This is a genomic window from Pseudomonas sp. SWRI92 (assembly GCF_014268685.1).
Taxonomy (GTDB): domain Bacteria; phylum Pseudomonadota; class Gammaproteobacteria; order Pseudomonadales; family Pseudomonadaceae; genus Aquipseudomonas; species Aquipseudomonas marvdashtae.
On sequence record NZ_JABWQY010000002.1, the window covers coordinates 80,104 to 106,394 of the forward strand.

15 protein-coding genes are annotated in these 26,291 nt (G+C 59.3%); 10 read left to right on the forward strand and 5 right to left on the reverse strand.

What is annotated here, in order from left to right; translation table 11 throughout:
• The first annotated feature begins 108 nt into the window (after positions 1-108).
• The 5 genes from HU762_RS03745 (at position 109) to HU762_RS03765 (ending at position 9,376) form a co-directional block, all read left to right on the forward strand.
• On the forward strand, positions 109-1,113 hold the full coding sequence (locus tag HU762_RS03745) for an asparaginase (RefSeq protein WP_186633160.1): 1,005 nt from the start codon (positions 109-111) through the stop codon (positions 1,111-1,113).
• A gap of 76 nt (positions 1,114-1,189) precedes the next feature.
• Positions 1,190-2,182, forward strand: a complete 993-nt coding sequence (locus HU762_RS03750) for an AraC family transcriptional regulator (RefSeq protein WP_186633163.1) — start codon at positions 1,190-1,192, stop codon at positions 2,180-2,182.
• A 336-nt stretch (positions 2,183-2,518) separates the two neighbouring features.
• Positions 2,519-3,550 (forward strand): histone deacetylase family protein, encoded by a 1,032-nt coding sequence (locus HU762_RS03755; protein WP_186633166.1) that lies wholly within the window; start codon positions 2,519-2,521, stop codon positions 3,548-3,550.
• A gap of 11 nt (positions 3,551-3,561) precedes the next feature.
• Complete coding sequence (locus HU762_RS03760) at positions 3,562-4,662, forward strand: polyamine ABC transporter substrate-binding protein (protein WP_186633168.1); 1,101 nt, start codon at positions 3,562-3,564, stop codon at positions 4,660-4,662.
• Between the two features lie 115 nt (positions 4,663-4,777).
• On the forward strand, positions 4,778-9,376 hold the full coding sequence (locus HU762_RS03765; RefSeq protein WP_186633171.1) for a DUF6543 domain-containing protein: 4,599 nt from the start codon (positions 4,778-4,780) through the stop codon (positions 9,374-9,376).
• 41 nt (positions 9,377-9,417) lie between these two features.
• Here the strand turns inward: HU762_RS03765 and HU762_RS03770 are convergent, their stop codons facing one another.
• Positions 9,418-10,962 (reverse strand): PLP-dependent aminotransferase family protein, encoded by a 1,545-nt coding sequence (locus HU762_RS03770; RefSeq protein ID WP_186633174.1) that lies wholly within the window; start codon positions 10,960-10,962, stop codon positions 9,418-9,420.
• Positions 10,963-11,062: 100 nt separating this feature from the next.
• Here HU762_RS03770 and HU762_RS03775 point away from each other — a divergent pair, with 100 nt between their 5' ends.
• The 3 genes from HU762_RS03775 to HU762_RS03785 are packed head-to-tail and all read left to right on the forward strand — an operon-like array spanning position 11,063 to position 12,835.
• Positions 11,063-11,704: an FMN-binding negative transcriptional regulator gene (locus HU762_RS03775; protein ID WP_186633177.1), complete on the forward strand. Its 642-nt coding sequence runs from the start codon at positions 11,063-11,065 to the stop codon at positions 11,702-11,704.
• A gap of 2 nt (positions 11,705-11,706) precedes the next feature.
• Positions 11,707-12,153: a GNAT family N-acetyltransferase gene (locus tag HU762_RS03780; RefSeq protein WP_186633180.1), complete on the forward strand. Its 447-nt coding sequence runs from the start codon at positions 11,707-11,709 to the stop codon at positions 12,151-12,153.
• Positions 12,154-12,163: 10 nt separating this feature from the next.
• Complete coding sequence (locus HU762_RS03785; protein WP_186633183.1) at positions 12,164-12,835, forward strand: GNAT family protein; 672 nt, start codon at positions 12,164-12,166, stop codon at positions 12,833-12,835.
• Positions 12,836-12,891: 56 nt separating this feature from the next.
• Here HU762_RS03785 and HU762_RS26660 read toward each other — a convergent pair whose 3' ends face one another.
• The 4 genes from HU762_RS26660 to HU762_RS03800 all read right to left on the reverse strand — a co-directional run bounded on the left by HU762_RS26660 (position 12,892) and on the right by HU762_RS03800 (position 24,482).
• On the reverse strand, positions 12,892-16,374 hold the full coding sequence (locus HU762_RS26660) for a DUF6543 domain-containing protein (RefSeq protein ID WP_238340346.1): 3,483 nt from the start codon (positions 16,372-16,374) through the stop codon (positions 12,892-12,894).
• A complete protein-coding gene (locus HU762_RS26665; RefSeq protein WP_238340347.1) occupies positions 16,375-18,255 on the reverse strand; it encodes a hypothetical protein in 1,881 nt (626 codons plus the stop codon). It abuts the gene before it with no gap.
• Between the two features lie 138 nt (positions 18,256-18,393).
• Positions 18,394-23,391 carry a DUF6543 domain-containing protein gene (locus tag HU762_RS26670; RefSeq protein ID WP_238340348.1) on the reverse strand — a complete coding sequence of 1,666 codons (4,998 nt, stop codon included), beginning with the start codon at positions 23,389-23,391 and terminating at the stop codon, positions 18,394-18,396.
• Between the two features lie 191 nt (positions 23,392-23,582).
• Positions 23,583-24,482, reverse strand: coding sequence for a homocysteine S-methyltransferase family protein (locus HU762_RS03800; RefSeq protein WP_186633185.1), 900 nt, complete (start codon positions 24,480-24,482; stop codon positions 23,583-23,585).
• A gap of 114 nt (positions 24,483-24,596) precedes the next feature.
• Between HU762_RS03800 and HU762_RS03805 the strand changes: the two genes are divergently transcribed.
• Positions 24,597-25,418 (forward strand): ABC transporter substrate-binding protein, encoded by an 822-nt coding sequence (locus HU762_RS03805; RefSeq protein ID WP_186633188.1) that lies wholly within the window; start codon positions 24,597-24,599, stop codon positions 25,416-25,418.
• Positions 25,415-26,248 carry an amino acid ABC transporter permease gene (locus tag HU762_RS03810; protein ID WP_186633191.1) on the forward strand — a complete coding sequence of 278 codons (834 nt, stop codon included), beginning with the start codon at positions 25,415-25,417 and terminating at the stop codon, positions 26,246-26,248. Before HU762_RS03805 ends, HU762_RS03810 begins: the two co-directional genes overlap by 4 nt.
• The last annotated feature ends 43 nt before the right edge of the window (positions 26,249-26,291 follow it).

The following is a 26,291-nucleotide window of genomic DNA, read 5'->3' on the forward strand; positions in this document are numbered from 1 at the left end:
CGGGCGCATCCCCTGCGCCCGGCGTGACACAACACAAGGTCGGCGTCATGCTCGGCCTTATGTTGCAGCGGCAAATGAAGCTGCTGTTTTCGTCCTCGGAGAACACCCATGAATGCCTCGACTTATCCTGCCGCCCAACACGTCATGGTGCTCTACACCGGTGGCACCATCGGCATGCAGGCCAGCGCCCACGGCCTGGCCCCGGCATCCGGTTTCGAAGCGCGGATGCGCGATTACCTGCACAGCCAGCCGGAACTCGTCGTCCCGCAGTGGCGCTTTCGGGAAATGTCGCCGCTGATCGACAGCGCCAACATGACCCCGGGCTACTGGCAGCAACTACGCGAAGCAGTGGTCGATGCCGTGGATGTGCAAGGCTGCGACAGCGTCTTGATCCTGCACGGCACCGACACCCTGGCCTACAGCGCCGCCGCCATGAGTTTCCAGTTGCTGGGCTTGCACGCGCGGGTGTGCTTCACCGGTTCCATGCTGCCCGCCGGCGTGACCGACAGCGATGCCTGGGAAAACCTCAGCGGCGCACTGGTCGCCCTCGGCCAGGGCCTGGCGCCAGGCGTGCACCTGTATTTCCACGGTGAGTTGCTGGCGCCGACCCGTTGCGCGAAAGTGCGCAGCTTTGGTCGTCATCCGTTCAAGCACCTGGAACGCCAAGGCGGCGGTGCCAAGGCCGATTCCCTGCCGGCGCCGTTGAACTACAACCAGCCCAAGCAACTGGCGAACGTCGCGGCGCTGCCGCTGTTCCCTGGCATCAGCGCCGAGATTGTCGAAGGCCTGCTGGGCAGCGGCATCCAAGGCTTGGTGCTGGAGTGCTACGGCAGCGGCACCGGCCCGAGCGACAACCCGGCCTTCCTCGCGAGCCTGGAGCGGGCGCGGGACAGCGGAGTGGTGGTCGTGGCGGTCACTCAATGCCATGAAGGTGGCGTTGAGCTGGACGTGTACGAAGCGGGTAGCCGCTTGCGTGGCGTTGGCGTGCTGTCCGGTGGCGGCATGACCCGCGAGGCCGCGTTCGGCAAATTGCACGCGCTGATTGGCGCGGGGTTGCCAGTGAATGAGGTTCGGCGGTTGGTTGAGCTGGACCTGTGTGGCGAACTGCGCTGATCCGAACCTGCATCAACGTGTAGTGAGCGGCATACAACTTGCTCCGCTTCCAGTCTCCCAAGTCTGGAAACGGACCATGCTGCATTCCCACCTCACCACGCTCAACGCCGTCTCCCTGGTGCTCAACGCCTTCAAGAACGAAGGCTTGCCCAGCGATGCATTGTTGGCCGGCAGTGGCATCAGCGCCGCGGACCTGAGCCGGGCCGATACGCGCATCACCACCAACCAGGAGATGCAGGTCTGCGCCAACGCCGTCGCGCTCAAACGCGACATTGGCCTGGAGCTGGGCCTCAACATGCACGTTTCGTCCTACGGCATGCTCGGGTACGCCCTGCTCACTAGCGCCACCTTAGGTGACGCTTTGCGCTTGGCGCTGCGTTACCCAGCGCTACTGGGAACACTGTTTGAGCTGGCATTGGAAGATGACGGCCAACATATCTGGCTCAGCGCCAGTGACTATCGGGAAAACCCGGCCCTGGCGGTGTTCAATGCCGAGTTCTGCATGGTCTCGCTGAAGGTGATCTGCAACGACTTGCTCGGCCACGTGCTGCCCTTGCGTGCTGCGCGGTTCGAGCACTCGGCACCGGACTATCACGCACGCTACGGCGCGCTGTTCGATTGCCCGGTGCGCTTTGACAGCATTGACAACGCCTTCGCTTTCGATCGCCTTTGGCTGGAACAACCGCTGCCATTGGCCGACCCCATCACCCACCACGCCATGGCGGAACGCTGCCGCCGCCAGAACACCGAGTTCACCGGCCGGCAGGCCTGGCTGGGACGGATCCGCCAGTTGCTCAGCACACAGCTGGATGCTGCGCCAGGCCTGGAAGGCTTGGCCGAACACATGAACTGTTCGGCGCGCACCTTGCGTCGGCATCTCAAGCAATTGGGTTGCAGCTATCAGGAACTGCTGGATGAGCTGCGCTTCGAGCGAGCCAAGCAGATGCTCTGCGAGGACCAACTGCCGATCTATCGGATCGCCGAATTGCTCGGCTTCAGCGAAACCGCCAGTTTTCGCCATGCGTTCGTACGCTGGAGCGGCGTGGCGCCGAGTCAGTTCCGGCCGTGATCCGCGTTGGTTTCAACACGATCCCCGTGGCGAGGGAGCTTGCTCCCGCTCGGCGGCGCAGCCGTCGCAAACCGGCCAACGCGGTCCATCTATAGAAATGCGTCGAATTGATTGGGGCGGCTTCGCCACCCAGCGGGAGCAAGCTCCCTCGCCACGGGTTTTCCAGCAACAGCTTTACGTCGCGCCCCGAACCAGCGCACGCCCGCGCCAACAAGGGGCGATTTACGGTCAAACCTTTTGGCCGTTTCGATCCCCTTTTGGCCTTCCCTGCCGTTCTCCAAAACCCCATACGCCGCAAAACTGTGATCAAGCGAATCAGCCTTGCGGAGAATAAAAATGCTGACGATCTACTCGGACGATCACCACCTGCACCATGGACGCTGCGAGTTGATGGATGGGCAATTGATGCCCTGCTTCGAAATGCCCTCCCGGGCCGACCATGTGCTGGACCGGGTCAAGACCCAAGGCCTGGGTCCGGTCAGAGCACCTGAGGATTTCGGCCTCGGGCCAATCCAGCGCATCCATACCCAGGCGTACCTGGAATTTTTCAAAAGCGCCTGGGACCGCTGGACCGAATTCAAACGCGACGGTGATCTGCTGCCCTATACCTGGCCGGCCCGTACCCTGCGCCCCGTCATCCCGACCAGCCTGCACGGCCAGCTCGGTTATTACAGCTTCGACGGCGGCGCACCGATTACCGCCGGGACTTGGCAAGCCGCCTACAGCGCCGCGCAAGTTGCCCTCACCGCCCAGGCCGAGATCCAGCGGGGTGCGCGCAGCGCCTTTGCGTTGTGCCGGCCGCCCGGACACCACGCCGCCAGCGACTTGATGGGCGGTTATTGCTACCTCAACAACGCCGCCATCGCTGCCCAGGCGTTTCTTGACCAAGGACACAAAAAAGTCGCGATCCTCGATGTCGACTACCACCACGGCAACGGCACTCAATCGATCTTCTACGAGCGCAGCGACGTACTGTTTGCCTCGATCCACGGCCACCCGGAAGCCGAGTTTCCGTTCTTCCTCGGCTATGCCGATGAGCGCGGCGAAGCCGCCGGCGAGGGCTTCAACTTCAACTATCCTTTGCCCGCAGGCTCAGGCTGGGACACGTGGAGCGCCGCCCTGGAGCAATCCTGCGGCGAACTCCAACGCTACGACGCCGACGTCATCGTCGTCTCCCTGGGCGTGGACACTTTCAAGGACGACCCGATTTCGCAATTCAAGCTCGACAGCCCGGACTACCTGGCGATGGGCAAGCGCATCGCAGCGCTTGGCAAGCCAACCCTGTTCGTGATGGAAGGCGGGTATGCAGTGGCAGAAATCGGCATCAATGCCGTGAACGTTCTCGAAGGTTTCCAAAGCGCCCAATGAGGAATAACAGCATGAACAGACTCAAGCGTTTTATCGCTCCAGCCCTGTGCGCCGCGCTGCTGTGCGGCGTGGCGCAGGCCGAGGAGCGCACCCTGCGTGTCTATAACTGGTTCGACTACATCACGCCCAAGGCGCTGGACGATTTCAAGGCGCAGAACCCTCAAGTCAAACTGGTCTACGACATCTTCGACACCAACGAGGCCTTGGAGGCCAAGCTGTTGACCGGCAATGCCGGCTATGACGTGGTGGTGCCGTCCAACGTGTTCCTGGCCAAGCAGATTGAAGCCGGGGTGTTCCAGCCGCTTGATCGCAGCAAGTTGCCGAACTGGAATCACCTCGATCCCAAGCTGATGAAACTGATCGAAGCCAACGACCCGGGCAACAAATTCGCCGTGCCCTACATGTACGGCACCATCCTGATCGGCTTCAACCCGGACAAGGTCAAGGCCGCCCTGGGCGACAACGCGCCAGTGGACAGCTGGGACCTGATCTTCAAGGAAGAAAACATCAGCAAGCTCAAGCAGTGCGGCGTGGCATTGCTCGATTCGCCTTCGGAAATCCTACCCCTGGCTTTGCAGCATCTTGGCCTGGATCCCAACAGCAAGAAGCCAGCGGACTACACCAAGGCCGAAGCGCTATTGATGAAGATTCGCCCGCACATCACCTATTTCCACTCATCCAAATACATGGCCGACATCGCCAACGGCGACATCTGCGTCGCGGTCGGTTATTCCGGCAGCTTCTCCCAGGCGGCCAACCGCGCCAAGGAAGCCAAGAATGGCGTGACGGTGGACATGCGCCTGCCCAAGGAAGGCGCGCCGATCTGGTTCGACATGCTTGCCATCCCCAAGGGCGCGAAAAACCCGGACGACGCCTACACCTTCATCAACTATTTGCTGCAGCCGCAGGTGATTGCACCGGTCAGCGATTTTGTTGGTTATCCGAACCCGAACAAGGACGCCACCGAGATGGTCGATCCGGCGATCCGCGGCAACCCCAACTTGTATCCGACCGAGTCCGCCATGGCGACGCTCTATACCCTGCAACCTTTGCCAAGGGACGCCGAACGGGCGCGGACGCGGGCCTGGACACGGATCAAATCCGGCCAGTAATCCAAGGACGATCGCATATAAATAGTTACCACCTTCCCCATCCCCTGCCTCTCTAGCATGACAGCCCGAAGCATTCGCTTCGGGTTTTTCATATTCTCGAGACAGGGATACTCAAATGACGCTTCATCCTACCGACACAGACTCGATATCTGACTTAAGCATCAGAGGCGCTCTGCTCAATCAATTGCTTGGGGGCCCCAGTTACCCGGAAGTCGCCGCCGCACTCCTGCGCGATGCACTCAGGGACATATATCCGTCTCTGGACCTGGATCCCTACACGACTGTCATCGGCGAACCGGACTGGGACATTGTCGATGGCGAAATCGTAGAGCTCCCCACCCGCTATAAATCTCTCAGCGACTTGCTGGCCGAGCGAGCAGACGCGAACCTGCCGACCTTGCTGATTGAAGGACTGCACTTTCTGACCCGTCTTCCCCTCACCACACCCGAGATGCATTTGCCGGTGCGTATCGACCAGATCGGACGGTTGATCAATGAATTGACGCCCGCCATGCCGACGGCCACCCAGGAAAAGCAACTGACTTACTGGAACACTCCCTTTGGCAATTACGACACGCGCTGGCGGGAGCTTTCCGCCACGCTGCGCAAGCTCTGGAACGTCAAGCAGGTCGAAGGCTGGACGGCAACTGAGTGCGATATGGCCAGGCAGCTGTTTCTCCACCCCAACCCAGAAGACCGCAAGGATAATTTTGACAGCCACGCGTATCTGGTCGACATCGAGATCGTCGATGGCGAACGGACCACCCCTGTGAACGAAAACTCATTGGTGGTCCTGATCGGCCAGATTGACAGCAAGGAGGTCATCCTCACGCACTCGTTACTCAATGGCTACGAGAAATTCGACTCGCGCCGTGCACTGGGACAATCCCTTCCAACCCATATGGGGAACGCGGAGGGCATCGCGAAAATACAGTGGCGGCTTTACGAGCCCAGCGGCAGCATTTTCGATAACAAGGCCTGCGGGCTCATTGCCATGCAAGTCCAGATTCTTGGCATCCCGCACACCACGCTGTATGAGTTCTTCGCTGATGCCGATGCGTCGACCAGTATGGAGACGGGACCTGGAGAACGTTGGTTCCAGCATCAAATACCTGAGTGGCTGAAGAGAGCATCGGAAACCGATCAGGTCCTGTTCGCCCAGTACATGAAAGCCCTCTCGGCATTGAGCAGTTCGCATGCCGGCAAAACCTATCTGGACGATATCCCTGACATCAAGAAATACGCGTCCAACGCCCTGACGACCCAGATGCAGGCCGATCATGGTGCTGCTTCGACGCCGGCCCCGAAAAACATTGAAATCGAAATACAGAGCCCCATCGTCTGGGGAGCGTTTGTCGTTCCGTTCCAGCTGGACACGACCCGGTTCAACCTCGTCGATCTGGCCTTGCAGAACCTGATAGCAATGCCATCGGGCAACAAAACCGTCAGGGCTCTGGACGGGACCGAACTCCCGGCATGGGTAACGGTGGAATATGTCGAAAATCTCATCACCCAAGTCGATATCGGCCGTGTCTATCCAGAGCTGGTCAAAGCCAAATTGCTAGACGATCCGGCAGAGTCGACCCGCCGGGAAAAGCTGTATACCGAACAGTTACGTATACAACTGCCCATGCTTGCGCTTGAAGGCAAACTGCGTGGGCTGGGTAATATAGATGACCGGGGTTGCCGGTATGTCGCGGCGCTGGTGGAGCCTTCGCAAGCCGACCGCAAGGCTGACGGTCACGCCATTGTCCTGCGCAAATTGGCGTTCGTGCCCGAACTGCAACTGGGCCTTTCAGAGGACATCGTTGCCAACATGTTCGTGATCGGCCCGCAGACATCAAGTGCCGGTCCTTGCTTGCTCTACCGTCCGATGCTCGAACCGCAGCTTTGGCAGTTCCCCTCGTTCAGCAACTTGATATATGCCATCAGGCAAACTGCTTCCTTGCGGCAGTCGGTGTTGGCGTGGCTGCCCGACGGTGTCCGGGAAACCTACAGCCGATACGTTTTTCCGGGCGCCCTGCCCTCGCCTTGGACCGTTGTGGATTTTGCGACAAGCGCCATGGCGTCGTTGGGCACCGCCGGCCCCGTCAGTCTCAGCGACGAATCCTTGGGGAACGACTTTATGCCGCTGCTGTTCAAGGCCAATGCCGACGCCTTGGTCACGCTCGCTGATCGTCAATCAGTCTCCAATAGCGAGAACCGCTGGGCGTCTTTCAAGCAAGCGGGTTGGCTGATTTTCTCCCTGGCGTTGCCCTACCTCGGTGCGACCGCGAACACCACGCTCTGGCTCTGGCAAATAATGACCGACCTTGAGCAACTGACGCAAAACGACGAGGCATCCGCGGGCCAAGCGAAGTGGGAGATCTTCGTCGACTTGCTGCTCAACGTGGCGTTAGGCGTCATCAATATCGCCATCGACCGCAACAGGGCAAGCAACCGTAGCCGTCCGTCGGAAGCCCCGGAAATCGCCTCGGAGGCCAGTCTGCCCGAACCGGAACCGGAGGCCGAACTGGTTATCGAGACACTCGCGCCGCTTATCCCAAAAGAAGTGGCACTGGAACATTACGACGCTATCCATACCAGTGGCGCCTTGATGGGCGGCTCCAAAAAGGACGTCCGATTCCTTGATAGCTTCAGCATCGCGGCCCCCGACGAGCCCGGACTCCCCATGAGCGAAGGTGCGCTCAAGGGCCTCTATCAGAAAGACGGGCTGTGGTACGTGAAAATAGCGGACAACTGGTTTGAGGTCGCCGTCGAGACCGAGCAAGTCAGCATCATCGACAAAACACGCACCGGGCCCGCCCTTGTCCATGATGTCCATGGCCAATGGCGGGTCGATAGCCGATTGCGGCTACGCGGCGGTGGATCAAAACGCGTCAGGCGAGAAACCGACGTCTACGCTCAGCGGCGAAGCATTCAATTGCTTGCCGAGCTCAACGGATTCGAAAACCAGAGACTGGCCAACGAGCGGTTGCTGACCATGGATGCTCAGGCGATGGAGCGAGCCTCCGGTGATGCCAGAGCAATTTATCGTGATGTCTACGTGTCGACCTTGGAAGCGCAGCGGGATAACTACGAGTTGGCTCTGAACGCATTGATGGAATGGCCGATCTTTCAGTCAAGGCCCGACTCCCCACGAGTATGCCTCGGCTACTTGAACGCGCAGATAAACTTCACCTTCGCGGAAATGGCCGTATTGCGAGAGCGCTTGATCCCCGCCATGGACCAAACGAGGGACATGAGCCTGTCCCAGGTCAATGCGCTGGAGCAACAACACATCGACGCCGCCGACAACATGATTCGGATCGGTGACGACATGATTGAGCGCCTTGAGTATATGGAAACGCGCTTCTCCAAGCTCAAGCGACAAGGACGCGGAGGCTTCGAGATTGTCCGGGAGCATCGTGCAAAGATGCCGTCGTACCAAAGCGACGATCTACGACTTCTTCAACTGGACTTGTTTCGCCACCTCTGCCTGACCCTTGAAAGCGTCGGGACGATGCCCGAAGGCTGGCTGGAAATCAACCGCTTGGTCGACAACGCGATGGTGGCTTTCCAAACCCTGCGCGACGCGCTGGATGAACGCAGCGTGATCCGGCTGGACGAACAGATCGATGTACTCGGAGGCCTGACGGAACAGTTCGCCGGTATCGAAGAGCACCTCGACTATCTGGGCAGCGAATACAACGACAGCGTCAATCGACAGCAACTCATTCGCCTACGCCAGCGAATAAGCGATTCCAAGAAAAGAGCGTTGAGCCATCTGGCCCAAGCCCTGGATGAGCGCAGCATCCAGCGACGCTCAGGCGGTCCTTATAAAGAACGTCCCGGGCCCAGGAAACAATTTATCAGGGCTCGCTTTTGGGGCTTCGTCAGTGGTGAGCCTCGTTTATCCGGGCCGTCCGAAGAAGCGGGTTGGGTCGACGTGAAGAATCCGTTCTCCGGTGAAATCATCGCGACATTCCACCGTAAGGCAACAGGAGAATGGGTCCAACGCGTAACAGTCAACACACCGCAGGTGATCCCGACCTTGGAAACAAGCCTTCGAAAGGGCCAAGCCCTGCTCGACGGACTGCCTGCTTTCAAGGCGCAAATCGAAAAAGACCTGCAGCAGCCAGAACGCACGCCTGCTGGCGTGGCAATGATCTTGAGCGCGCATGCAAGCCGGATGGAGGCAGTCGGGGTAGCGATCAGAAAAGCCCTCGACCAGGCAGAAAGCGTCATGACGAACGAAACGGTTGAACTCCCGGAGGAAAAACAGCGCTCGGCCGAGTCCTTGCGATTGTCACTCAAGAAAGAATCGACGGCACTGTGGGCCGAGGAATACGACACCGTCCTGGGTCTTATCAAGCAGAGCCCGCCTACCATGAGTGGTGTGATCTGGTTGAAAGACCGGAACCTTATCCATGTCACCAAACGGATCAACCGACGCCGCATCAAGATCCCGGAAAAATTCTATCTCGACAGGTACGACATCAAGGATAAGAAAACCGGCAAAACGCTCTGGTTCGCTGACTTCCACTACTCCACGTTTTGGGTTACCCACCGTTCGTTCCTTTCGGCGCGCCTCAGAACCTTGGAACAAGTCGATTCGGGCTTCGCCGAGATCTCTACGGATGAATTGAGCCAGCGTCAGTTGATCGACCTTTACCGCGGCGAAATCTCCGTGGACCAGGCCATACAGGTATTTTTCCCGGAGAAACGGTCATGAGCCAACGCCCGGCCTGCGATTGATATCCCAATTGTGGGCGATCAGGTTTTCCAGGCCTTCTCCAGGCTCGCCAGCGCACTGCCAATCGCCGCTGGCGGGACCGCCGCAAACCCCAGCACCAGCCCGGCGCGCCTCTGCGAGGAGGTGTCGGGCAACCAATAACTGCTCAGACCATTGATTTCGATCCCAACATTCGTCGCTAGGGCAATCAGCTCACGCTCACGCTCGATGCTGTCCACGGCAACCGTGACATGCAACCCAGCGACGACGGTGGGCATGGCCCCCATACCCGCAACAGCCTTGGGCCAGCCCGCCAGCAACGCATCACGCCGAGCCAGGGCGGCCCTGCGCATACGGCGGATATGCCGCTGGAAATGCCCGGCGGCCATGAACTCGGCCATCACGGCCTGGGTGCTGACTTCGGAGTGGCGCACGTCCACGGCACGCCGGCGGGCGAAGGCGCTGACCAGGCCTGGCGGCAGCACCAGATAGCCCAGGCGCAGGGCCGGGAACGCGACTTTGCCGAACGTGCCGACGTAAAGCACCCGGCCCTGGCGGTCCAACGCCGCCAAGGGCGCCAGGGGCGCGCCGCTGTAGCGGTACTCGCCATCGTAGTCGTCCTCGACGATCCAGCCGTCGTTGCGTTCGGCCCAGGCCAACAGTTCCAGGCGTCGTGGCAGGCTCATGACCACCCCGGTCGGATATTGATGGGAGGGGGTGACGTAGGCCAGCCGACAGTGGTTCAACGCACCGAGCGCCGTGCAATCCAAGCCATCGCTATCAACCGGCACGCCCCTGACGTTCGCGCCAGCAACGGCGAACGCATGCCCCGCCGCGCGATAGCCAGGATTTTCCACCGCCACGACGTCGCCCGGGTCCACCAGCAGCTGTGCACAAAGGCTAATGCCCTGCTGCGCGCCGCTGGTGATCACAATTTGCTCAGCCGTGCAGTGCAGCCCGCGGGAGCTGCGCAAATAAGCGGCGATCAGCCCGCGCAAGCGTGCGTCCCCTTGGGAATCGCCATAACACAGCTGTTGCAGATCCGGCTTGCGCCAGAAAGCCGCATTCAGCTTGGCCCAGACGTCAAAAGGGAACAGATCGAAAGCCGGCACGCCGACCCTGAATGCTCGCGGCGGGCCACTGGGTGGCGGGGGTAAATGGTGGTTTTCGACGCGGTTCAAGGCGTCGCTGTGGATAACTTTACTGGATGGAAGCACAGGTAAATCGAGCCAATCTGTGGATAAGGCTGTGGGTAAGCCTGTTGAAAAGCCTGTGGATACTTTTGTGGATATGTTTTTCAGCGGCAAGGTCGTGGTGGACAGTTTCGCCACGTAAGTCCCGTCACCGACCCGCCCTTCGATGAAGCCCTCGGCGTAGAGCTGGTCATAGGCCCGCACCACGCTGTTGCGCGAAATCGACAAGGCGGCCGCCAGGTCACGGCTGGCCGGCAGGCGCGTGCCGCTGGCCAGACGCCCGTCCAGCACTCGGGCACGCAACGCCTGGTAAAGCTGGCGGCTGAGCCCATGACGGCGGTCCAGTTCGATACCCGCGGGGTTGAACGACAGTGGCGGCGCGGCGTTGTGCATGACAGCCCTCGCAAATGGACCTATCGAATTGGTCGTAAGTGGCTCTTACAACAGACCAATAGCCTGCCTAGGATGCTCGCATTCGCCAAGGAAAATCATCATGTACAACCCCAAAGCCTTTGCCATCGAAGACCTGCCCCAACTGCACCAGATGATGGGCGACTGCCGCCTGGCCGTATTGGTCACCCACGGCGAACACGGCTTGCAGGCCAGCCATCTGCCGTTGTTGCTGGACACGCGACAGGGGCCGAACGGCAGCCTTTATGGGCACATGGCCCGGGCCAATCGACAATGGCGCGACCTCGAAGCCGGCGCCGAAGCCTTGGTGATATTCGCCGGTGCCGAGGCGTACGTCAGCCCGGCGTTCTACCCGAGCAAGGCCGAACACGGCAAAGTCGTGCCGACCTGGAACTACGTGGCCGTACACGCCTACGGCAAGGCCGAGGTGTTCAGCGATGCTCATCGCCTGCGCAACCTGGTCGGCGCCCTCACCGACCGCCACGAAGCCGGTCGTGGGCAGCCATGGAAGATCGATGATGCACCGGCCGAGTACATCGACAGCATGCTCAAAGCCATCGTCGGCTTCGCCCTGCCCATCCAGCGTCTGGAAGGCAAGCGCAAGCTCAGCCAGAACCGCAGCCCCGCGGATGTCGCCGGGGTACGCAACGGGCTCGCCGCCAGTCCCGATCCGCAGGACCGGGCCCTCGCCCACCTGATACCTGAACAATTGTCCAAGGAGTGAACATGAGCCAGCCCGAAATCCGCCTCGTCAACGCCGCCGATCACGCTGCCTGGCTGCCGTTGTGGCAAGCCTACCTGCAGTTCTACAACACCGAGCTGCCGGAGGCGGTCAGCCAAAGCACTTGGCAGCGCTTGCTCGATGAGCGTGAACCGACCCATGCTGCCCTGGCCTGGCAGGGCGACACAGCGGTGGGCCTGGTGCACTTTATCTATCACCGTTCGAACTGGAGCATCGAGAATTCCTGCTATCTGCAAGACCTGCTGGTGACGGAACAGAGCCGTGGCACCGGTGTGGGTCGCCAGCTCATCGAGTTCGTCTACGCCACCGCCAAGGCCGACGGTTGCTGCAAGGTGCACTGGTTGACCCACGAAACCAACGCCACGGCGATCCAGCTGTACGAGCGCATCGCCGAACGCCCAGGCTTCATTCAATTTCGCAAAGCCCTTTAAGGAGCGCCTCATGACGACTTCACTCGCTGATTGGAAAGGTGCCCCGGCGCCCTCCGCGCAGTTGCTCGAAGGGCGTTTCATTCGCCTGGAAAAACTCGACCCGGCGCGGCATGCCGACGGCCTGTGGCAAGCCCTCGAAGGTCCCGGGGCCGACCCGAAACTCTGGGATTACTTGCCCTATGGTCCGTTCAAGGATCGCGTCACGTTCGACGCCTGGCTGAACAACCATGCCGCCAACTCCGACCCCTATTTCTTCAGCGTGATCGACCGTGCCAGCGGCGAGGTGCAGGGCATTCTCAGTCTCATGTCCATCGTCCCGGCCCAAGGCCGCATCGAGATCGGCCACGTGACGTTCGGCGCGCCGATGCAGCGCTCGCCGAAAAGCACTGAAGCCGTTTATCTGCTGGCAAAAGAATCGTTCGCCCTGGGTTATCGCCGCCTGGAATGGAAGTGCAACAACGCCAACGCCCGCTCCAAATATGCGGCCGAGCGGCTGGGGTTTACGTTCGAGGGTGTATTCCGCCAGCACATGGTGGTCAAGGGCCAGAACCGCGACACGGCCTGGTACTCGATGCTGGACTCGGAATGGCCCGCCATCGGCGCCGGGTTCGAGCGCTGGTTGAGCGAAGAGAACCAGCGCGAGGACGGGCAGGTGCGCGGCTTGGTGGAGTGCCGGTTCTAGGGCTGCTGCCGGCCACCTACCCGTGGCGGCTGCCCCTCGCCACATAACGACTCAAATCATTTGGGAATCGACGTTTTGCGTGCGGCCAGGAATGACCGCAGCGATTCGGGCGTCACCCCCGCTCGGGCATACTGCCAAGCCCAATCCGGTATCGATCCATGACGACTCAGGTAAAGCGCCAGCGTCAGGCGGCTGTGGTCTGCAGTCGTCCCTGGAAAATCAAAGCTGCGCAGAAAACGCAGGACTTGTCTTGGCGTCACACCATAGGCGCCGAGAATGACCTGATGGGCATGGGCTTCGTCGAGCGTAAGGCTGTCGATCAGCGCGCTGGTAAAAGCCGACTCGGAACTCAGTGAATCACGCTGCATCAATGTTCGCCGGATATTCTCATCGCTGAACTGTGGCCCGACCAGATCGTCCCAGATTCGCCGGGCGCTATGCGCTGAGATACCCGGCATGGTTTGAATGGATCGCCACAGGTCCGGGGTCTCGAAAAAAATCGCGATCCGGCTATTGGAAGCCATCTGCCCTGAAACGTTGAACAAACCCATGGCCGTCGACATATTGTTGCCATCGAGGGGCCGAGTGCCCTGGAGAAAATCCCAAAAACTCACCAAGGCGTCCTGATGGAAAACAAGATCGCGCAGATTGCGATCGTTGAATGGTCGCATCCAATCGATATCAATGCCGCCCCTTCTCACCAGCTCTTGATAACGGCTGCCGGTATAGCCGGCAATGATTTGAAGGCGCGCGTCGTTCAGCGCCGGATTACGTATCCATGCCGCAAGGGCGTTCACCGGAAACAGGCCGCCCAGATTGGAAGCGATCACGGGGCTGCGCAGGAGGATCTGGGCCCGCGCCAACAACACGGGGTAACGTTCAAGGGACACCATGAGCAGATCCGTGAGGTCCTCGACCCTGTCGTAGTACACGAACTGATCCATCAGATCGACATCGTCATCGATGCGTGCGCCCGTCTCACGCTCGAATCGTCCTGCCACTTCCTTCAGGTCGTCGCGATCTACCAAAAGAGCACCATTGAGTTGTTCGTCGAGCTGCTCATCGGTGAGAGCGCCATGCACGGCCTGATCGTACTTGACGTAGGCCATCCCATTGCGAGGGTGATGGTCTGTCAGCTCACGGGCCCGAATGCCGTATTCAAGCATGATGTGCACCACGTCCTGAGAGAGCATGAGGTATTCGTTATTGAGCAGTTCGGCGATTTGCCGGCGGTCGATGGGCTGCAACAGCACATCCTCGAAGAATGCCTGCAAGGCCTGACTTTTTTGCGTGTAATACGGAATGCTGCTCAGCATCAAGCGACCCGGCATGCGCGGTGATAAATAGTTTCCGATGTATTGCAGTATCTCCGGCGGCAAGTCAGCCGCCTGGGCTTGATCCAATACCCGACGTCCCGATTCTCTTGCATACACGTCCAAGTAATTCTGGATCGGCCGAAACAAGCCATGTGGATTGGCACCGCCATAGATGACGTGAGTCAGGTCGAGGACTGCCGGCTCGTCCATGATGTCTGCCAGCGTCCGTGCATTATCAGAGAGTGCCTGCTGAATCCCGGAGGGTTGCGCCACCAAGTAATCATTTACTTCCGGATGCAGGTCGATGTAATCGGCGACGTCATTGCGCAACCCCTGCATCGAAAACCGCTGTGGGGCCTGCCCCTCATTCAATCCCCGGGCGACGGCATTGAAGAAGCAGTCACCATCGGCTTCGAACCTGATGACATCTTCACCCAACATCAGGTTGTAATGGTTCTCACCGATCCGGCTCAAGACGACATCCGTGTCTGATCTCAGCGGATGATCAATGGCCGGATAAGCCCGTTCAACCTCTCCCGGCGTAAAGCGCACTGACCAGTCCTGATGCGCCGGTCTTTGCTCGATGATCAACAAGCTGCGGTTGCGTGGCCAATTCGGCAGCCGGGTGATGAGGGCAGGCACCAGATCCATGATCTCGACGTCCCACTCGTTTGGCGTGCGCACCAGATTGGAAGTGCTGCGAGGCAATGCGGCAGGCTGCTTGGGATTTGAAGAGCCTGGTTGGGGGGACGGCGATCGCGAGCGCTTGCCGCCGCCCCAGCCGTGCCCTACCGAGCGCCACTCACCATCGGGCATCCGCGCCACGGTATTTCTGCTCACACCACTGGAGCGGATGCTCAGCCCCGTGACAGGGTCGACGATGGTCGCCTCGGTGGCCCTCGACCGCGTATGGTCATGCACCCGGAACACCGTCCCATCGGGTTGTCGCACATACACCGGGCGGGTCACGCTCCCCGTGGCGTTTTGAGTGATCGTAGGGCGATAAAAACCTTGCAGGTCCGGTGTAACCCCTCGTAGCAACGACGTGTCCGTCACGGCATAACGGCGATAAAGCGCATCTTCCAGCGGCAGCCCGGCCAACGCTTCGGCCTGGCTTTGGCGAGCCGTCACCGCCAGGAAAGTGGACTTGCCGCGTACCGGAACGCTCACCCCTACGGCCAGCCCTTTCTGCACATGGTTTGCCACACGATCGACGAACGCCAGGGTGGCCAGGTTCGTTGGGACAGCACCAGTCCTGAGCACCAGCAAGCCGGTCTTGATGGCGCGCAAGAGCATTTGGAAACCCGGTACTAGCAGGCCGGCCAGGTCAACGATGAGCTCGACGGTCATCATCCCCAGCCTCGCCGCGGCGCGATGACGGATATCCCGGTTGCTGTTGGAGCGGTGATCCGCGTAGGCGCTTTGGAAATCGACATAGGCCTTGTGAAGACTTTCAAACAGATCGCCGCTCAACAACACCCCACGAATCAACGGCCGACCGCCTTGCTGGCCCAACAGGCGCTTGATCTGCGCGAGATCGAGCGTGGAAATGCGCGAACGGAAATACGCCTGCCACTGTTCTTCCGGCAACAGCCCGGCGATGCCGTCGCTCAGGTCAGCGAACTCATGGAAATCTTCACCACCGGGGCTGTCCGGGAAATAAACGCCCACGGTGCCGTGGATATCCGGGCCGTCCTGATCGGAAAAAATCAATACGCCGTCGATGCTGACCGCGTTGTTCAGCGCATCTTGCTGTCCTCCTGCGCCCACGCTGCCGCCCAGTACCAAGCCATGGACGCAGACCTTGCGCCCATCGACCCGGGCGCGCCCCGCCGCTGTCGGCGAACGCAAGACCGTGTCCAGCCAGAAAGCCACCCGCTTGCAAGGTTTTGGTGGGTCGAATGCCTTATCGAGCACGGTGGTCTTGAACACCTTGTCGCCCCTGAGCGAAGCCTCGTAGCCCTTGAATTGCAAGTTAGCCAGATACGCCGCCTGCCAGGCGGCCTTGTATCGAGGTTCGTTCATCGCCTTGCGCAGCAGGGTTTCATAACGGCCCCCGACATCAAGATGGCTTGCCATCTCGGCAAGCTGCTTGCCCGTCAAGGTGATAAAGAAACCATTGGCCGGGTGCCGGACACGCTGGCCATGTCGATCGAGCAGATAAACCGGCAGGACTTCCCTCATCGCGTTGGGGTATTGAGACGGGCGCAGGTTATCGAGCATCTACTGCGTCAGGCTGCTGGTACGGAACTGGCTCGGACGGGCAATATTGCCCTGGAACAGCGTGACCACGGTTTTGTCCGCGTCCGGCTCGATGCCTGGATACACGGTGCGCTCAAGGTATTGCCTGATCTGCTGGCGCGTGAACTGCAGCAGCGTCTGCACACCGCCGCCCAAGGCGTAGACGGCCTTGAATACCTGCCCTTCCAGACGACGATATTGGGTTTGCTCGGACCGGGTCGCGGCCTTGTAGAAACCCGGGCGATTGTTTTCCACCAGGGTTTGCTGGCGCACCGCCAGGGGCTCGGCCAGTGACAACATGGGCAGGCCCAATGCACTTTCGGCGCGCTGAGCGAAAGCGTTCAACGCGAGCGTCTCGTTTCCTGGCGCATTCAGGACCTTTTCCAGGGCGGCGCTTTGCAGTTGCAGCAGGTCATCCGCCGCCACCTCAAACACATGCCCGGACAGTTCGGACGAAATATCGAGGATGGTGCGCTCCTGCCCTTCATGGGTCGGGTGCACATTGCTGATCAGCTCTTGTACCGAACGGAATCGCTGTATCCCACCTTCCAGGGAGTACAGGAACAACGTCAGGCGATCAGTAAACTTGATCACCATCGCGGCGGGCCATTTCTGCGGTGCCGCCGTGCCCATGTCTAGCATCACGGTGTAGACGTGGGGAATGGGAGCCCGCAGCAACCGGCTTCGATCCGCTTTGGAAGGATGGGTGGTAATGATGTCCACCAGGCGGTCTTCATCTTGCTGCTGGATGCGCTCACTGGGCGTGAGTGGGGTGGCTGGCCCCCGATCAACTTTATACAGGTCGAAAAAGTGCAGGAATCGCAGGGCAAGCAAGTGAGCGAAGGTTGCCGCCGTGGTGGGCAGCTCGAGGGAAGCTTCGCGGTAAAGACGGTTGCGAAACTGGGTCAAGTCGTCGTGAAACTGGCGCTTCATGCGCTCATTCGTGGTGGGGTTGGCGAGGTAAAGCACAGCCTCCATCGCGCGTAGATCCTGCGCGCCCGGCGGGCCGACAAACAGGCTGTCGGCCTCCTTCACCGAGTCCGGACGGGTGAAGAAATCCACGCCGCCGCCCGTATAGGTCTCGGGCGTGTCCGTCTGCAAGCACCGCCACAGGACGTCGGTAAAACTCTCCGAAGTCGTCAGTGAGCGCCCACCGTTCGAGTCAGCCGTAAAGTGACTCACATAGCAGAAGTCCGGATCAATCTCCTCAGGCCGTGCGGCGCGTAATTTACGCGTGAAATTTTTTGTTTCGAGGATGTCGACCAGCAAACGCTTCAGCACGGTGTCGAAGGTCGGAAGACCGGCGAACAGACGCACCAGTTTCGCCTGGTTGGTATCCAGCGAACCCAATAATCTGGCCTGCTCTTCTCCCTTGGGGCTGAGCGGGTCGCCTTGAGCCTCGCTTGGGGCAATAGCGGGTTGGTCAATGCTCCGATAATTGTGAGGAATACCCGCTTTCAACTCGCCCAGTAGGCTTTGCGAGAGGGCTTGGCCATTGACGCTCAACGGCGCGAAGTTCACTGATAGATGGCTTCGGTGTGGATAAACCCAGCCTTCGCGGGCCGGGCGCGCAACGCTGGCCACCGTATCAGTGCTTTGATAGGCGACTGAAAAGCCCTGGGTCACGGCATTGCGCAAAGGCACCGAAACGCTTTTTAGTTCTGCTGCCGAGTCAACCGTATCGACTTCTTGGTAGGTGACCTTAACCAGGGTGTCACCGGCAAGACCTCTTTCAAGCAGCCACTGATCGGCAAACGGGTGCGGTTGAAATTCCAGGCCGCTGGGTAACAGGGTAATGGGCTTAAAAGAGGCTACAGCCGTGTTCGCTGGCGTGCCCGGCTTATCTTCGGGAAGAATAGACATTCAAGGGGTCCGGTTTTGATTGAGGAAACCGGACCCTATCCCGTCGCTGAAACGCAAATGGCATACATATGTATAGGCATCGCTGCGCAAGCGGCGAAAATCGTAAGCTTGAATGTCCTGCCAAACCGGTCGGGTAACTTAGTCCGGGGTGGTCAAGGTTCGTAGTTTGCCAGGATCGTGTCTTTTCATCGCTCCGAACGGCCTGAGCGAGTCCGGCGTCACGCCTTCTCTCGCATACTGCCAGGCCCACTCCGGCACTGTCAGATAGTTTTCCAGATACAAGGCAAAATCCAGACGGCTATGACCCAGGCGGTTGGTTGGAAAATCAAAGTTATACAGGTATTGCTGGGCCCGCCCTTGGCCGATGCTCAGCAACCCCTGAACAATGAGATTCACACGGGCTTCATCGGGCTCCAAGCTGTCCCTTAACGCAACCGCAAAATTCAACCCGGAGCCCAGCGCCCCAGGATGCCTGAGTGTCCGTTGAATATTGGCATCGCTGAAATACGGCCCGATCAGTTCGTTCCAGATTTGCCGGGCCATGTCTTGCGGGAGAAGTTGAAGGGAGTCCCAAAGCCCCGGGGTATTGAATAACATCGCGACTCGGGTATTTGAAACAGCCTGATCGGGTGACCTGAACAACCCCGCGACAGCAGGCATGCCAATATCACCCGCATCGCTCCGGGCGCCTCCAAGAAACCTCAAGAGGCCCGTTAACGCTTGTTGATGAGTGAAAAGGTTTTGTAGGTTGCGATCACTGAACGGTCGCATCCAATCGATATCGAGGTGGTTATTACTCAGCAGCTCGTCATAGCGAGTATTGGCATACTCGGCAATCATGCGCAGCCGTGCCTCGGTTATAGCCGGATTGCGCAACCAACTGGCAAATAAAGCTACGCTCAATTTATCGGCCAAGGTAAAGGCAATGATCCGGGATTCGAGGAGAATTCCAGCCCGCCTCTGTAGATCGGGAAAACGCCTTAGCGCGCTACGATATAAATCTCTCGTTGCATCCGCTGAGTTGTATTCGACCAGCAACCCCAGCAACGCTTTATCGTTGTCGACGTCCCGGCCAGTAATCCGTTTGATGTTGGCCGATAAGTCCTCCAGATCATTGCGAGTCACCAGCGTCGCACCCTCCAGCACTTCCTCAAGTTCATCCTCGTCGAGATGTCCGTGAACGGCCTCGTCATACATGACATAACCTTCCCTGGAGACGGGATGATTCCATGCCAACTCCCAGGAGGTGACGCCATACTCGAGCTTGATATGCAGTTGGTGATGACTCAGTACAAATTGGCTGTCGTCGAGCAATTCATCGATGTGACGGCCCTGGACGGGCTCCAGCAAAACATCTTGTAGAAAGCGGCGAAAGAACCGTTTTTCATCCGAGGAAAATAAAGGCCCGTACCCTCTATCCAGAGGACCCGGAGCCCGGGGTGACAGAGAGTGACCCATCGCTTCCAACCTCTGAGGGGGTAAGTCAGTGTCTTGCGCTTGAGCCAAGACACTACGGTTCACACGGTCTCCATATAGCCTCAGATAGTTCAGGGTCGGTCGAAACAACCCATGCGGGTTGGGACCGCCATGAACGATCCGCGTCAAAAAGCCGAAGGCATCTCGGCCCAACAGGGATTTCAACGGCGGTGCCCTATTGAGCAGGACTTGTTGAGTGGTGGCCTGTGGTACCGGCAGGTATGGACTCAATTCGGGGTGCTGGTCGATATAGTCGGCCGCGGCATCACGCAACCCTTGCGTGGAGAAAGTTTCTTGCGATTGCCCTTCGTTCAAACCTCGGGCGATAGCATTGAAGAAGCAATCGCCGTCCGGGTCCAAAGTTTCGACACGATCCGGCAGGATCAGGCTGTAATGATTGCGCGCCACGCGCCTCAAGACGATATCGGTGCGTGCTCTATGCGGATGAGCGCTCATCGGATAAACGCTTTCAGCATGCCCTGGGGTGAAACGCACCGACCAATCACGTTCCGGGGCTATTTCATCCATGATCAGCAAACTTCGGTTCTGCGGCCAACTCGGCAAGCGAGTCATGATTGCAGGGACCAGGTCCACAACCTCCTCGTCCCAAACCCCTGGCGTGCGTACCAGATCAGAAGCCGCGCGGGACGAAGCGGCAGGTCTCTTCGGTTTTGACGGGCCTGGCTGGGAAGTCATCTCTCCCGGACGTTTCCCACCTCCCTGGCCAAACCCTACGGCGCGCCATTCCCCATCGGGCATCCGCGCCACGGTACTCCTCATCACACCGCTGGTACGAATGCTCAAGCCCGTCAACGGATCGACAAGGGTGGCTTCGGTGGCGTTCAAACGCGTGTGATCGTGAACCCGGAAAACCGTCCCGTCGGGTTGCCGTACGTAGACGGGACGCGTGACGCTACCGGTAACATTATCGGTCACGGTGGGGCGATAAAAACCTTGGGCGTCCGCCGAAACGCCCCGAATCAAGGACTCATCCGTCACGGCATAACGACGATAAAGCGCCTCCTCCAACGGCAGCCCCATCAACACTTCCCCCTGGTTCTGAGGAACTGCCAACGCCTTGAGGACGGGTTGGTCCCGCAATGGAAGGATGAGGCCGTGAACAGGTCGTCGTCCTTTGCGAGTGGCGACGTTATGCACACGCAACAGCGTTTTCAGGTCCATTGGGATACCGGTCTTGAATGTCCGGTAGCCAACCTCCACTGCACGCTTGAGCAATCGAAAGCCAGGCGTGAACAGCAAACCCACCACATCCATCACGCTTTCGACCACCGCCATGCCGACCCTTAAAGCGGTTTCACGCTGTATATCCCGGTTGCTGGTGGAGCGGTGATCCGCGTACGCGCTGTGAAAGTTAACGTGCGCCCGATGATGGGTTTCAAGAAAATCACCGGTGATAAGCGCCCCCCGAACCAGAGGACGACTGCGATGCTGGCCTAGCAGCGTTTTTATTTCCTCCTGATCGACACTGGCAATGCGCGAACGGAAATAAGTTTGCCACTCCTCCTGTTTCAGCAGCTCTGTGACACCGTCACTCAAATCAGAGAATTCATGCAGGTCTTGTCCCTTTGGAGCGTCCGGAAAACAAACCCCAACGGTCCCCTTGATCACCGGCCCGTGCTGATCGGTAAAGATCAGTGCGCCGTCGATGCTAGTCGCGTTGCCCATCGTCCCGTTCTGTCCACCCATACCCACGCTTCCTCCCAGCAGAAGACCGTAGACATGAACCTGGCGCCCGCAAACCAGCGGGCGCGCCTCCGCTGACGGCGACGCCGCGATGACCCGCAACCAGAGAGCGAGCAGTTTTCTGGATTTCCCAAGCTTGAGGGTCTGATCGAGTGCGTCGCCCCTGAACACCGCTTCTCCTCTGAGCGTCGCCTCGTACGTCTTGAGCTTTATATTGGCCAGGTACGCTGCCTGCCACGCCGCTTTGTAGCCAGGCTTATTCAGTGCGTCTCGGAGCACGACTTCATAACTCCCACCGACATCGAGCGTCGTCGCCATCGTGGCAAGCTCATCCCCCGCCAAAGTAATGTGGATACCGCTGGCCGGGTGCCGGATACGTTGGCCATGTCCGTCAATCAAGTAAACGCTCGATACCTCTCTCATTGCATTCGGATACTGAGGCGAACGGATATTGTCGAGCATCAACTGAGTCAAGTGGGTAGTGCGGGAACTCCTCGGCTCGATGCTTTTCCCGAAAGAAAGCGTGATCATTGTTTTGTCCGGGTCGGGATCTATATCGGTGTGCACTGTTTGCCGAAGATAGGCTCGGATCTTTTGGCGGGCGAACTGCTCGATCGACTGAATGCCGCCGCCCAGTCGGTAGGCCGCGTCCATTGCCTTGCCCTCCAAACGGCGATAATGAGCTCGCTCCAAACGTGTCGCGGTTTTGTAGAAATCGGGCCGGTTGTTTTCGATCGCTGTTGCCATACGAAAAAGCAGCGGACCGGCCAGCGACAGCATTGGCAGAACCAGCGCAACCTCGACGTTGTTTGCAAACGCTCTTACAGCAATCGTCGCGTTTTGCGGTGCATTCAATGCTCTTTCGAGCGCTGCGCTTTGCACCACCAGCAGCTCTTGTGCCGCGACATCGAATACATGCCCGGTGAGCTCGGATGAAATATCTCGGATTGTGTGCACTCGTCCTTCATAGACAGGCTGCACTTCATTGACCAGCTGTTGAAAAGAATCGAATCGCTGCAGTCCGCCCTCCAGGGAGTAAAGAAACAGCGCCGGCCCATCCACTCGCTTGATTACCATCGCCGCGGGCCATGTCTGGGATGCCTCGGCTCCCATGTCGAGCATGACGGCATAGACATGTGGGATGGGCGCCCGCATCAACCGGCTTCTTGCTGTCTTATCAGGATGCGTCGTGATGATATCCAGCAGGCGTTCTTCCTCGATCCGTTGGGTTCGCGCACTTTGGGTTAATTCTGAGGAGGGGGGCTGATCGACTTTGTACAAGTCGAAAAGATGTTGAAACCGTTGGTAAAGCAGATGGGCGAACGCCGCTTCCATTGTCGAAGGCGTAGTGGAATCCAGCGAGCCGTTCCAATGTTGGCTGGTGTGAAAAAGCTTGAGCTCGTCACGCAATTGCCCCTTCACTTTGTCCTGAGTGGTGGGGTTGGCGATATAAAAGGCAGACGCCATGGCCCCAAGAATTCGCGCATCCACCGCGCCCGCAAACAGACTGTCAACTTCGTCGACGGTATCCGGACGGGAGAAAAATCCCACTTCCCCGGTGGTGAAAATGGGAGGCTTATCCGTTAGCAGACATTCCCATAGCACCTCAGTAAAACTCAGCGAGGACGTCAGTGAACGCTCACCGTTCGGGTCAACGGTAAAGTGATTCACATAGCAGTGATCAGGGTCCAGGTTCGGAAATTGCGAGCCGCGAAATTGTTGCGCCGCAATCCCGGCTTTGATGGTGCTGACCAGCAGATTCTTGATCACCGTATCGAACGTTGGGAGTTTGGCGAACAAACGGACCAGTTTTTCCTGGTTGATATCCAGGAGCTCCAATAGGCGACGTTGTACATCGCCCTGGTCAGGCTGGGCGAGGGCTTGCTGATCGTTGACGGATCGAACATCGCTGGGTAGCGACGACGTGCTGGTTTCATTTGTTGAATCGAAAGGCATTGGACTGTCCAAGTTGTGGTTGGAAAGTCCAGAACCTATCGCGTCGTAAGGGCGCGGCAGACATACATATATATAGCGTCGCCACAGCTGCGTGGCGCAACCGTAACCGCCAATGTCCACGCTGTTGGGCGCAGGGGTGTTATGGGCGGTCGACCCGGCACTGTTCCTTTACCTGCCGACCGCCAGGCAACTCAAACCAAATTTTGCGCCAACACCGCGATGTGCTCCGGCCCGATCCCGCAGCAGCCGCCCAGATGGCTGGCGCCACGCTTGTGCCAGTCAGTCGCCCATTGCAGATAGCCGGGCGGATCGAGGTCTTCGCGCAGGGGATCGAGCCCGTCGTTGGCCGTCGCTTCCTTCGGTTGCGGCGGGAAGGCGTTGGCGTAGGCACCTATGTGAATCTTCACCCCCAGGCGTTCGAAGGTATCCCGCGCCGCATCGATCGCCGCGCCGATCACTTCCGGTTGGCTGCAGTTGAACAGCAGCACTTCGACGCCCAGTTCGGCCGCCACCGCAGCGGCGTCCGCCACCGGTTCGCCGGAACGCAGGCGTGGCACTTCATCAGTGTCTTCGTCTTGGAGGGTGAACGACAGCCAGAACGGCTTGCCATCCTTCGGCAGCCCGGCGTGAATCGCCCGCGCTTCGACCGTGGAGCTCTGGGTCTCGGCCAGCCACAAATCGACATGAGGCGCCAGGCCGTTCACCAGGGGCGTCAGCAGTTCACTGGCACGGGAGGCGTCGAACAGATCCGGCCGATAGGAACCGAACAGCGGCGGCAGCGACCCGGCCACCCGCACCGCTTTGCCTGAAGCCTGTACCGCCCGTTGCGCCAATTCGCCAGCCAGCGCGGCCAAGGCCTGGCCTTCGGCAGCGAAACGCGCTTCGCCAATGTGGAACGGCACCACGGCATAGCTGTTGCTCGTGATTACGTTGGCGCCGCTGGCAATGTAGGCCGCGTGCACGGCTTCTACCGCCTGGGGCGCTTCGCTCAAGGCCAGGGCCGACCACTCGGGCTGTCGGAACGGCGCGCCCCGGCGTTGCAGTTCACGGCCCATGCCGCCGTCGAGAATGACTGTCGTTGCTGCGCCCATATGCGATTCACTCATAAGCTTATGAAAAATACTCACTACCGGAGTCGTTCTTATAACTATTTAATACGCACGATTCAGAGAACTACAACTTATTTTTCTAACAGGGCGCGTCACATGAAATTACAACCGTTGCTGGCCCTGGGCCTGACTCTCCTGGGCGCCTCCTCGCAAGCGTTCGCCGGCGCCACGCTGGACCGCATCGAACAAAAAAAAGAACTGGTTGGCGTGTTGATGGAAAGCTATCCACCCTTCTCGTTCCTCAACGATCAAAACCAACTCGATGGTTTTGACGTGGACGTCGCCAAGGCAGTCGCTGAAAAACTGGGCGTGAAGCTGCGCCTGGAAACGCCTTCGTGGGACGTGATCGCGGCCGGTCGCTGGAGCGGGCGCTATGACATCTGCATCTGCTCCATGACGCCGAGCAAGGCGCGCGCCGAAGTGTTCGATTTTCCCGTGCAGTACTACGCCTCGCCAGCGGTGATCGTGGTAAACGCCAAGGACGACAGTATTCACGGCGCCAAGGACTTGAGCGGCAAGAAAGTCGGCCTCACCAGCGCCTCCAGCTACGAAAGCTACCTGAACAAGAACCTGGTGATCGAAGGCGCTGAAGATACCCAACTGAGCTATCCGTTCGAGGACGTGCAGATCGCCCCGTACGACACCGACAACGTAGCGTTCCAAGACCTGGGCCTCGGCGCCGGGGTGCGCCTGGATGCAGTGCTGACCAACCTGGTGACCGCGCAGCCACGCCTGACCGAAGACAAGCGTTTCAAACTGGCGGGCGAGGCGCTGTATTCCGAGCCCAACTCGGTCGCTATCGAAAAGGGTGACGCCGAGTGGAACAGCAAAGTGCGTGAAGTCTTCGCTCAGTTGAAACAGGACGGCACCTTGAGCAAACTCTCGCAAAAATGGATCGGCGCCGATATCAGCCAATGACTTCTTTTCCACCCCCTCAGCCACCGCCACCGGTGGCTGAGTCACGCCTGCAAAAAATCTTCGGTTTTCGCACCCGGTTGTACCTGACCTGGGCGGCGATGTTAGTGCTGTTCGCGAGTTTCTTCCTGAGCTTCGACCTGAAGTTCTCGATCATCCTCGACAAACTGCCGAACCTGCTGGGCGTGCATCTGGCGCCCAATGGCTTCTTGCAGGGCGCGGTGCTGACGTTGTTCCTATGCGTGTGCTCGATCTTCGCTTCCTCACTGCTGGGTTTCATCACCGCCCTGGCGCGGCTGTCCAGCAGCGCGGTGGCGTTCGGCATCGCCAGTTTCTACGCCTCGTTCTTTCGTGGCACGCCGCTGCTGATCCAGATCCTGCTGATCTACCTGGGTCTGCCACAACTGGGCATGGTCCCGGGCGCCATTGCCGCCGGAATCATCGCCCTGTCGCTGAACTACGGCGCCTACCTGAGCGAAATCTTTCGCGCCGGCATCCTCGGCGTGCCCCACGGCCAACGCGAAGCCTCGCTGGCGCTGGGCATGGGCGAAACCGTGATCTTCTGGCGCGTCACCCTGCCCCAGGCCATGCGCACCATCATCCCGCCGACCACCAACCAGTTCATCTCCATGCTCAAGGACTCTTCATTGATCTCGGTGATGGGCGTCTGGGAGGTGATGTTTCTGGCGCAATCCTACGGTCGCTCGAGCTATCGCTATATCGAAATGCTGACTACGGCGGCGATCATTTACTGGTTGATGTCCATTGCGCTGGAGCTGATCCAGGCGCGGATGGAGCGGCATTATGGGAAGGCTTATCTCAAGCGCAGTTGATGGCACACACGTAGTCAAACGGAACGGTCCGAGGATTGTGTAG

Coding starts and splice junctions, on each gene's coding strand:
- HU762_RS03810 (WP_186633191.1), top strand. CDS start 25,415: ATGACTTCTTTTCCACCCCCTCAGCCACCGCCACCGGTGGCTGAGTCA.
- HU762_RS03780 (WP_186633180.1), top strand. CDS start 11,707: ATGAGCCAGCCCGAAATCCGCCTCGTCAACGCCGCCGATCACGCTGCC.
- HU762_RS03760 (WP_186633168.1), top strand. CDS start 3,562: ATGAACAGACTCAAGCGTTTTATCGCTCCAGCCCTGTGCGCCGCGCTG.
- HU762_RS03775 (WP_186633177.1), top strand. CDS start 11,063: ATGTACAACCCCAAAGCCTTTGCCATCGAAGACCTGCCCCAACTGCAC.
- HU762_RS03755 (WP_186633166.1), top strand. CDS start 2,519: ATGCTGACGATCTACTCGGACGATCACCACCTGCACCATGGACGCTGC.
- HU762_RS03805 (WP_186633188.1), top strand. CDS start 24,597: ATGAAATTACAACCGTTGCTGGCCCTGGGCCTGACTCTCCTGGGCGCC.
- HU762_RS03745 (WP_186633160.1), top strand. CDS start 109: ATGAATGCCTCGACTTATCCTGCCGCCCAACACGTCATGGTGCTCTAC.
- HU762_RS26670 (WP_238340348.1), bottom strand. CDS start 23,391: ATGCCTTTCGATTCAACAAATGAAACCAGCACGTCGTCGCTACCCAGC.
- HU762_RS03765 (WP_186633171.1), top strand. CDS start 4,778: ATGACGCTTCATCCTACCGACACAGACTCGATATCTGACTTAAGCATC.
- HU762_RS26660 (WP_238340346.1), bottom strand. CDS start 16,374: ATGCTCGATAACCTGCGCCCGTCTCAATACCCCAACGCGATGAGGGAA.
- HU762_RS03785 (WP_186633183.1), top strand. CDS start 12,164: ATGACGACTTCACTCGCTGATTGGAAAGGTGCCCCGGCGCCCTCCGCG.
- HU762_RS03770 (WP_186633174.1), bottom strand. CDS start 10,962: ATGCACAACGCCGCGCCGCCACTGTCGTTCAACCCCGCGGGTATCGAA.
- HU762_RS03800 (WP_186633185.1), bottom strand. CDS start 24,482: ATGGGCGCAGCAACGACAGTCATTCTCGACGGCGGCATGGGCCGTGAA.
- HU762_RS03750 (WP_186633163.1), top strand. CDS start 1,190: ATGCTGCATTCCCACCTCACCACGCTCAACGCCGTCTCCCTGGTGCTC.
- HU762_RS26665 (WP_238340347.1), bottom strand. CDS start 18,255: ATGTCTATTCTTCCCGAAGATAAGCCGGGCACGCCAGCGAACACGGCT.